The following is a 9,513-nucleotide window of genomic DNA, read 5'->3' on the forward strand; positions in this document are numbered from 1 at the left end:
GAGCACCCTGCGGCGCCGCTCGGGCGGGCCGGCGGGCGTCCCGGGGATGCCGGGAGCGGGCTGCCGGTGCGGCGTCATCGGGGGCACGGGCATCGGACCGGCCGGAGCCGGTCCCTTGAAGGGGGACGGCGGAGCCGCCCCGGCGCGTCCACCGCCGGGGAAGAGCTCATGGCGTCGCAACAACGCCCCGATCACCAGGAAGACCGCGGACAGCACACTGACCGCGATCGACCACATGACCAGAAAGGGCTTGGCGATCACGACCCCCGCGATGAGCAGGACGACGGCCGTCAACACCAAACCAGCGCTGATAAGGATCACGAAGGGACTCCCGGTTACGGGTCAGAGGGAATGACCCGACACCTTAGCGGCGGTCGTTGTGCGGGCCGTCGGCGCCCTGGAAGGCTCCGGAGTGCTGCGACGGCTCACCGCCGAAGGGCCCGGGACCGCTCTGAAGGGGCTGCTGCCCGCCCGGAGCCGCGGCGTGGGACATGACCGGGGGGCCGCCCACGGGACCGCCCGCGATCGGGAAGCCCCCGCTGCCCTCGGCGGCGACGTTGAGCTCCGCGAGCTGGTTCTCCAGATAGAGCTTGAGACGGCTGCGGTACTCGCGCTCGAAGCTGCGCAGTTCCTCGACCTTGCGCTCGAGCTCGTCACGGGTCTGCACCAGCGAGCCCATGGCCTGCCGGTGGCGCTCCTGCGCGTCCCGCTCCAGCGTCTCGGCGCGCGCCCGGGCGTCGCCGATGACCTGCTCGGCCTGGCGACGGGCCTTGCCGAGGATGTCGTCGGCCTCGCGCCGCGCCCGGGTCACCGTCTCGTCCGCCTCCCGGCGGGCGTCGGCGATCGCCTGGTCGGCGGTCTGCTGGGCCAGGGCGAGCACGCGCGCGGCGGTGTCCATGTTGTCCTCGGCCGGGGGCATGCCCATGCCGACGGGGACCGGCTGCTGCTGCACCGGCTCGGGAGCCCGCATCGGCTCCGGCTGCGGCGGCATCATCATCTCGGGCTTGGGCTCGGCGACGGGGGCCGGCGCCATGGCCATGCCCATCCCGCCGGGCACCTTGCCCCGCATGCACTCCGACAGCTTGGCGCGGAGCTCCTCGTTCTCCTGGATGAGGCGGTCCAGCTCGGACTCCACCTCATCGAGGAAGGCGTCTACCTCTTCCTCGTCGTAACCCGGCCTGAGTCGGGTCGTACTGAACTGCTTGTTCCGCACATCTGCGGGAGTCAGCGGCATTTCGGTCTCCTTGGCGCGCTTGGAGTCTGTCCGGAGGGACGGTACCCGATCAACGAAGCGCGGACACGAGTTGGATCAAGACCCAGACCACAATGAACAGGACTGTGAAGCTTAGGTCAAAGGCCACCGTACCCAACCGGAGTGGCGGAATGAAACGGCGGAGGAACTTGAGAGGTGGGTCGGTGACCGTGTATATGGCCTCCGCCAGGACCAGGACCACCCCCGTGGGGCGCCACTGGCGGGCGAACGCCTGCACCGTCTCAAAGATCATTCTGCCGATCAGGAGGAGGAGGTAGATCCACAGGACGACGACCACGATGTCGCTAACGATCCCCACGGCGTTGTCCTGCCTCCGTCCTGGTCCACGAGCCCCGGAAGGACGGGGTGGGCTTCGACTCGGTGTGCATAGTGGAACTCTAACTCTGGTTGAAGAACCCGCGCTCCGCGATTCGGGCCTTGTCCTCGGCGGTCACCTCGACATTGACTGGGGACAACAGGAACACCTTGTTGGTAACACGTTCGATGCTTCCGTGTAGGCCAAAGACGAGACCTGCCGCGAAATCGACGAGCCGCTTCGCGTCGCTGTCAACCATTTCCGTCAGGTTCATGATGACCGGCGTGCCCTCGCGGAAGTGCTCGCCGATGGTCCTGGCCTCGTTGTAGGTGCGGGGGTGAAGCGTCGTGATGCGCGCCAGATCGGTCGTACGGCGCTCCAGGACGGTCGTCGTGGGCCGCGGGGCGGGCACACCGGCCTCCGTCTCGTCCTGGGGGTCTCCGGTCGCGCCGGGGCGCTCGTCGCCCGTCCGCCGCGACTCGTCGAACTCGTCGTACTCGTCGTCGGGGTAGACGCCGTACCTCTCGTAGCGGTCGTCCTCCACAAGACCGAGGTAGACCGCCATCTTGCGCATCGCGCCGGCCATCGCTCTTCTTCCTCCGTCTTACTTCGATTGACTCGGGGTGGAGCCATCCCCCCTTGACGCTCACCGCCGATCGACCACTCACCGGATACGTGGGCGCCAAGGCCCACTTGGAGGGACATTACCTGACGAAGGGCTTCCGGCGACCGAGCAACGCCGTACCGACACGCAGGTGTGTCGCACCATTCGCCACGGCCTCGGACAAGTCACCGCTCATGCCCGCGGAGACGACATCCGCCCCCGGGTGGGTCTCCCGTACGGCCCGCGCGATCTCCCGGAGTCCGGCGAACGCCCGGCCGGGGTCCTCCCCCAGCGGGGCCACCGCCATCACCCCGCCCAGCCGGAGCCCTTCCGTGGCGGCCACGGCATCGGCCAGGGCGGGCACGTCCCCGGGCCGGGCGCCGCCCCGGGCCGGATCGTCGTCCAGCGCGACCTGGATCAGACAGGCGACCTCCCGGCCCGCCCTGACCGCCTCGGCGCCGAGCGCGGCGACCAGGCGGAGCCGGTCCACCGAGTGCACGACGTCGGCGTAACGGACCACGGAGCGGACCTTGTTGGTCTGCAACTGGCCGATGAAATGCCAGGACAGGCCGAGATCCGCGCATTCGCACGCCTTCGCCGAGGCCTCCTGGTCGCGGTTCTCCCCGACGGCGCGCACCCCCAGCTCGGCCAGGAGGCGCACGTCCGAGGCCGGGTAGGTCTTGGTCACCGCGACGAGGGTCAGCTCCTCACGGGCGCGTCCGGCCGCCCGGCAGGCCTCCGCGATCCGCTCCTCGACCTCGGCCAGCCCGGCCGCGATCTCGTCCCGTCGTGTTCTGATTGTCACGTTCCCGCCGCTCAAATTCCGACAAACCGGCGGAATCCATTCTGACGGTCCTCACCGGGCGGGCCGTCACCCGCCCCGGGGTGATGAATGTCACTTCAGGAAGTCGGGCACGTCCAGTTCCTCCTCCTGCTCCTCGAAGACCACCGGACGCCGCCGGGCGGGGTCGGGGACCTTCGCGGAGATCGGAGTCGGCTGCGGCGGCTCCGGCGCGGGCCTCGGGATCGACAGCGGCGGGGGCTCCTCCGCCCGCACCGGTTCGGGCTGCTGCTCGACCGGCTGCGGCACGGGCTGGACCGGCTGCGGCACGGGCGCCGGGGCCTCCGCCACGGTCGGAGCGGGCAGCGGCGGGCCGAGACGGGGCGCACCGGAGGAAGCGGCGGCGGAGCCTGCACGGCCCGGGGCTCGGGACGGGGCTCCGGCCTGGACTCGGGTCGCTGCTCGCTCCTGGCGGACGGCGCCGCCGGCCGGAGCGGCGTGCTCGCCGGAGGAGCGGCGGCCGGACGGGCCGGCTGCGGGCGGGCAGCCGGCTGCGGGACCGCGGCCTTGTCCCCCGCGATGGGCTCGTCGAACCCCGCGGCGATCACCGTGACCCGCACCTCGTCACCGAGCGCGTCGTCGATGACCGTACCGAAGATGATGTTGGCGTCCGGGGCCGCGGCGTTCGAGACGAGCTGCGCCGCCTCGTTGATCTCGAAGAGACCCAGGTCGGAACCGCCCGCGATCGAGAGCAGCACGCCGTGCGCGCCGTCGATGCTGGCCTCCAGCAGAGGGCTGGAGACGGCCATCTCCGCCGCCGCGACCGACCGGTCGTCACCGCGCGCGTGGCCTATTCCCATCAGGGCCGAACCCGCACCCGACATGACCGACTTCACATCGGCGAAGTCGAGGTTGATCAGACCGGGGGTGGTGATGAGGTCGGTGATGCCCTGGACACCCGAGAGCAGCACCTGGTCGGCCGCCTTGAAGGCGTCCAGCACGCTCACTTGGCGGTCGGAGATCGACAGCAGCCGGTCGTTCGGGATCACGATGAGGGTGTCGACCTCCTCGCGCAGCGTCTCGATGCCGGCCTCGGCCTGCATCGCCCGGCGGCGGCCCTCGAAGCTGAAGGGCCGGGTCACCACGCCGATGGTGAGCGCTCCCAGGGAGCGCGCGATGTTCGCGACCACCGGGGCGCCTCCGGTGCCCGTGCCGCCGCCCTCTCCCGCGGTGACGAACACCATGTCGGCGCCCTTGATGACCTCTTCGATCTCCTCGCGGTGGTCCTCGGCCGCCTTGCGCCCGACTTCGGGGTTGGCCCCCGCGCCGAGGCCCCGGGTGAGCTCCCGCCCGACATCCAGTTTGACGTCGGCGTCACTCATGAGCAGCGCCTGGGCGTCGGTGTTGATGGCGATGAACTCGACGCCCTTGAGTCCCTCCTCGATCATCCGGTTGACGGCGTTGACTCCGCCTCCGCCGATTCCTACAACCTTGATGACCGCGAGGTAGTTCTGCGGTGCTGCCACGACGAGGGGCCTTTCCGCTCGTTGACTTGCAATTTCATGCGGCACGGGGCCCGTGCCGTCGTTTCTTTAACTCTCACCCTCAAGTTGAGATTTAGGTTTATGTCAACCTGAGGATTGATACGGACAGTAGGAGCTACGCTCCAGGTGGGTCAACTAACCGCGCCGCAAGCGTGTCCGGCGTGTCGCAGCTGTCCTTTTCGTGAGACACCGCGGGAGGCGCTCCGGAGCACGCGGGCGGGCGACCGCGCTCGATCCCGTCAATCCACCGTCACGACGTCCGGCGAGCTCACATCATAGGTGTCCGCCGGTCTCTGCAGCAGGGTGACCAGGATCCTCGCCTTGTCGGCGGGACGGTCGCGGCCGCCCCACACCACCGCCCGGCCGTCCTTGAGCCGCAGCGTCACGGTCTCCGCCGAAGGGGCGTGCACCTCCGCCACCCGCCGGGCCAGGTCCTCCGGCAACGCGCCGATCACCGCCAGCGCGGCGGCGGTCGCCGGATCACCAGGACCCGGACGGTCCAGGCGCACCACCGGCAGGGCCGGCGGCGCCGTCTCCCGCACCTCGACGACCACCCCGTGGCGGTCCATCAGCGCCGACTTGCCCCCCACCGGCACCGCCGCCACCGGCTCGCGCTCGACGACCTCGATCACCAGCGTGCCGGGCCAGTTCCGGCTGACCTCGGCCGACTCGATCCGGCGGATCCCGCGGATCCGGTCCTCCACCTCCGCGGCGTCCACGGTGGCCAGCGGAGTGCCGTCGGCGACCCCCGCCGACTGCCGGATCTGCGCGGTGGAGACGTCGAAGTTGCCCGTCACCCGGATGTCGCGCACCCCCAGCACCGGGGAGAGGAACACCAGCCAGACCGCGCTGCCCACCACTCCGGCGGTGAGCAGCGCCAGGAACGCGGTCCGCCACGCCCTGTTGACCGCGGCGCCGCGCGCCGCAGCGAGAGGGCCGGTAACCGGTGCCTTCCCTCGTCGCGTGCCCGCTCCGCTGCGCGCGCTCCTCAGTCCAGGCACCAGAGCCCCCTCGCTGTGTTGACGGCGACGCTGCGCGCCGTGCTCACCGGGCGGCCAGCTCCGCGACGATCCGGGGGCCCAGCTCCGTCACGTCGCCCGCGCCCATGGTGAGGACGATGTCACCGGGCCTGGCACGGCCGGCCACCAGGGCGGGCACCGCCTCACGCAGGGGTGCGTACTCCACCTGCTCGGGCGGGAGCGGCACCTTCTCCGCCACCAGCGCCCCCGAGACCCCGGGTTCGGGGTCCTCGCGGGCTCCGTAGACGTCCAGGACGACGGCCTCGTCGGCCAGGCCCAGGGCCGCGCCGAACTCGTCGGCGAAGAACCGGGTGCGCGAGTACAGGTGCGGCTGGAAGACCGCGATGACCCGGCCGGATCCGGAGAAGGAGGTCACCACGTCCCGGGCGGCGCGCAGGTCGGCGGCCAGCTCGGTCGGGTGGTGGGCGTAGCTGTCGAAGACCGCCACCCCCCCGGCCTCGCCCTTGGCCTCGAAACGCCGCTTGGCCCCGGTGAAGGCGGCCAGGCCGTCGCGGATGGCCGCGAACGGGACGCCCAGCTCCGCGGCGACCGCGATGACGGCCGCGGCGTTGAGCGCGTTGTGCCGGCCGGGGACGGCCAGCCGTACCCCGCCGTGGCCGTGGATCACGAAGGAGACGCCCATGCCGTCGGGGGTGATCTCGCCGACCCTGACGTCGGCCTCCTCGGCCTCGCCGTACGTGACCACCCGCAGGCCGCGCGCGCGGGCGATCGGCACCAGCGCCGCCGAGCCCGGGTCGTCGGCGCAGACCACCAGGGTCCGGCCGACCCGCTCGACGAACCTGGCGAAGCTGTCGTAGACGGCCCGGGGGTCGCCGTAGTTGTCGAGGTGGTCCGGCTCGACGTTGGTCACCACGGCGATGTCCGGGGCCAGCATGAGGAAGGATCCGTCGCTCTCGTCCGCCTCGGCGACGAACACCTCCCCCGCGCCCTCGTCGGCGCCCAGGCCGGTGGTGACCAGCTGCCCGCCGACGCAGTAGGACGGGTCGATCCCGCACTTCTGCAGCGCCACCGTGAGCATCGAGGTGGTGGTCGTCTTGCCGTGCGTGCCCGCCACGGCCACCGCGTTCCGACCCGCCATGACCGAGGCGAGCGCCGCGGCCCGGGGGATCACCCTCAGCCCCCGCCGGAGCGCCTCGCCCAGCTCGGGGTTGGAGTCGCGGATCGCGGTGGAGACCACCACGGTGTCCACGTTCTTTATGTGCGAGGCGGCGTGGCCGATGTGGATCACACCGCCCAGCTCCCGCAGGGCGGTCACCATGTCGGAACCGCGCGCGTCGCTGCCGGAGACCGCGACGCCCCTCTTGAGCAGGATGCGGGCGATGCCGGACATGCCGGCCCCGCCGATCCCGATGAAGTGGACCCGCCCCAGTTCTTCCGCCGCGACCGGCTCCACCAACTTGACCAGACTCACCGGTCGCTCACCACTCCTCGTTGACCGTACGGGCGGTCCCGGTCACCGACCGGCCGCTCCGCTCACCGCGCCGGGTCCGAGCCCCGGTCATCGGTCGTTCCACCGCTGTCCGCCCGCCGTCCGGGCGGCCGTCGTATCCGCCGTCCGCCGTCACGCCCGTCCCTGCGCCGCGATCCGCACCACCCGGCGCGCGAGCGCCGTGTCCGCGTCCTTGCGGCCCATCCTGGCGGCGGCCTCCGACATGGCGACCACGCGCTCGGGGTCGGACAGGATCGGCAGCACGTTCCGCAGGATCCACTCGGGCGTCAGGTCGGCGTCCTCCGCCATCAGCCCGCCGCCCGCCTGCACGATCGGCGCGGCGTTGAGCCGCTGCTCGCCGTTGCCGTGCGGGAGCGGGACGTAGGTCGCCGGCAGGCCCACCGCGGTGAGCTCGGCGCAGGTGATGGCCCCGGCCCGGCAGAGCGCGAAGTCGGCGGCCGCGTAGGCCAGGTCCATCCGGTCGACGTACTGCAGCACGACGTACTGCGGGTCGCCCGGAGGGGGCTCCTCCTCCAGCGTGTTCTTCGGCCCGATGACGTGCAGCACCTGCACCCCGGCCCGGCGCAGCGCCGCGGCGGCGCCGAGGGCCGCCCGGTTGAGCGAGCGCGCGCCCTGGGAGCCGCCGGTGACCAGCAGGGTGGGCAGGTCGGCCTCCAGGCCGAACCAGGAGCGCGCCTTGTCGCCGGTGGACAGCCGGTCCAGCTGGGCGATCTCCCGCCGGAGCGGGATCCCGATGTACTCGCCCCTGGGCAGGGAGGTGTCCGGGTGGCCGGTGAACACGTGGTCGGTCAGCCGCGCGCCCAGCCGGTTGGCCAGGCCGGGGCGCGGGTTGGCCTCGTGCACCACGATGGGCACTCCTCGCCGCCGCGCCGCCAGGTAGGCGGGGGTGGCCACGTAACCGCCGAAGCCCACCAGGACGTCGGCCTGGACCCGGTCCATGATGCCGGCGGCCGCGTTGATCGCGCCCGCCAGCCTGCCGGGCACGGTCAGCAGCTGGGGTGTGATGGCCCGGGGCAGCGGCACCGCGGGCACGAGCTGCAGCTCGTAGCCCCTGGCGGGCACCAGCCGCGTCTCGAGGCCGCGCTCCGTGCCGAGGCAGGTGATCCCGATGCCCGGGTCCAGCCGGCGCAGCGCGTCGGCCAGGGCCAGCGCCGGTTCGATGTGACCGGCTGTCCCGCCGCCGGCGAGGACCACTCTCATGCCGGGTCCTTTCGCTCTCGTCCGCTCAACGTCTTCCGCGGCCCGGCCGTCTTCCCCGTTCCGGGCCGCCCAGGCCAAGCCAGCTTAGAGCCCGCGCCGCCGGTCCGGGGCCACGGTCGAGGAGAGCCTCGCGCGCACCGGGCTCCAGTTTGGCGAAGGAGAGCAGCATGCCGAGCGCGGCCAGGGTCGGCAGCAGCGCCGAGCCGCCGTAGGAGACCAGCGGGAGCGGGATGCCCGTGATGGGCAGCACGCCGATGACCGCGCCGATGTTGACGATCGCCTGCCCGGCGATCCAGGCGACGGCGGCGGCCGAGGCCAGCCGGACGAACGGGTCCCTGACCCGGGTGGCCACCCGCAGCCCCGCGTAGCCGAGCAGGCCGAACAGGGTGATCACCACCAGCGTGCCCATCAGGCCGAGCTCCTCGCCGATGATGGAGAAGATGAAGTCGCTCTCGGCGTGCGGCAGCCAGTTCCACTTCGCCCGGCTGGAGCCCAGGCCGAGCCCGAACCAGCCGCCGCTGCCCATCGCGATCTGCCCCTGCACCGCCTGGAAGCCCGAGGTCTGGGCGTTGCCCCACGGGTTGAGCCAGCCCTCGATCCGGTCCGCGCGGTAGCCCTCGGTGCTGATCATCACGATGGTGGCGAGGACCGCCACCGCGAGGATCCCGCCGAACAGCCGGAGCGGCGCCCCCACCACCCACAGCAGCGCCAGGAAGATCACCATGAGCACGATGGTGGTGCCCAGGTCGCTGCCGGCCATGACCAGCAGCGCCATGATCGCGGTGCCCGGCATGAGGGGGATGAGCAGGTGGCGCCACTCGATCATCCCGCCCCGGGCGCGGCGCGCCAGCAGGTCGGCCCCCCACACCACCAGCGCGAGCTTGGCCGGCTCCGACGGCTGGATGGTCAGCTCGCCGATGTAGATCCAGCGCTGCGCGCCCAGCTCCGACTGGCCGATGAAGATGACCAGGACCAGCCCCAGCGCCGCCAGGACCATCAGCGGGTATCCGGCCAGCCGGAAGAAGCGCAGCGGCAGCCGGGAGCAGACCCACATGATGACCAGTCCCAGCGCCATCGAGAGGAACTGCCGCCCGAAGAGCGCGAACGCCGAGTCCCTCGTCTCCAGCGCCGAGATGCTCGAGGCCGACAGGACCATCATCAGTCCCAGCGCCATCAGCAGCCCGCTGACGCCCAGCAGCAGGTGGTAGGAGAGGAGGGGCCGCTCCAGCAGCTCGCGCAGGCGGGAGAGCCCGCCCTCCAGCGGGACGGAGCCCGCCCGCGGTTCCGTGGCGGTCATCGGCCGCCCCGCGAGCCGCCCCGCGAGCG

9 protein-coding genes and 1 pseudogene are annotated in these 9,513 nt (G+C 72.0%); all 10 read right to left on the bottom strand.

The window, feature by feature from the left end; genetic code table 11:
• Positions 1–300 (bottom strand): annotated as a pseudogene (locus tag ACWJ6R_RS22680) (hypothetical protein); the annotation flags it as partial.
• Between the two features lie 64 nt (positions 301–364).
• Positions 365–1,234 (bottom strand): DivIVA domain-containing protein, encoded by an 870-nt coding sequence (locus tag ACWJ6R_RS22685; protein ID WP_449064161.1) that lies wholly within the window; start codon positions 1,232–1,234, stop codon positions 365–367.
• Between the two features lie 49 nt (positions 1,235–1,283).
• Entirely contained in the window at positions 1,284–1,571 is a 288-nt protein-coding gene (locus ACWJ6R_RS22690; RefSeq protein ID WP_068894150.1) for a YggT family protein, read from the bottom strand.
• Positions 1,572–1,650: 79 nt separating this feature from the next.
• Complete coding sequence (locus tag ACWJ6R_RS22695) at positions 1,651–2,154, bottom strand: cell division protein SepF (protein WP_449064162.1); 504 nt, start codon at positions 2,152–2,154, stop codon at positions 1,651–1,653.
• Between the two features lie 118 nt (positions 2,155–2,272).
• Positions 2,273–2,977: a YggS family pyridoxal phosphate-dependent enzyme gene (locus ACWJ6R_RS22700; RefSeq protein ID WP_449064163.1), complete on the bottom strand. Its 705-nt coding sequence runs from the start codon at positions 2,975–2,977 to the stop codon at positions 2,273–2,275.
• 95 nt (positions 2,978–3,072) lie between these two features.
• Positions 3,073–4,479: a cell division protein FtsZ gene (gene ftsZ, locus ACWJ6R_RS22705; protein ID WP_449064164.1), complete on the bottom strand. Its 1,407-nt coding sequence runs from the start codon at positions 4,477–4,479 to the stop codon at positions 3,073–3,075.
• Positions 4,480–4,736: 257 nt separating this feature from the next.
• Positions 4,737–5,498 (bottom strand): cell division protein FtsQ/DivIB, encoded by a 762-nt coding sequence (locus ACWJ6R_RS22710; RefSeq protein ID WP_449064165.1) that lies wholly within the window; start codon positions 5,496–5,498, stop codon positions 4,737–4,739.
• 43 nt (positions 5,499–5,541) lie between these two features.
• Positions 5,542–6,948 carry a UDP-N-acetylmuramate--L-alanine ligase gene (gene murC, locus ACWJ6R_RS22715; protein WP_449064166.1) on the bottom strand — a complete coding sequence of 469 codons (1,407 nt, stop codon included), beginning with the start codon at positions 6,946–6,948 and terminating at the stop codon, positions 5,542–5,544.
• A gap of 150 nt (positions 6,949–7,098) precedes the next feature.
• The gene (murG, locus tag ACWJ6R_RS22720; protein ID WP_449064167.1) at positions 7,099–8,187 is read right to left on the bottom strand and encodes an undecaprenyldiphospho-muramoylpentapeptide beta-N-acetylglucosaminyltransferase; all 1,089 of its coding nucleotides are present in this window, start codon (positions 8,185–8,187) and stop codon (positions 7,099–7,101) included.
• 25 nt (positions 8,188–8,212) lie between these two features.
• A complete protein-coding gene (gene ftsW / locus ACWJ6R_RS22725) occupies positions 8,213–9,484 on the bottom strand; it encodes a putative lipid II flippase FtsW (protein ID WP_449064168.1) in 1,272 nt (423 codons plus the stop codon).
• Positions 9,485–9,513: the final 29 nt, after the last annotated feature.

The organism is Planomonospora algeriensis (assembly GCF_977012225.1).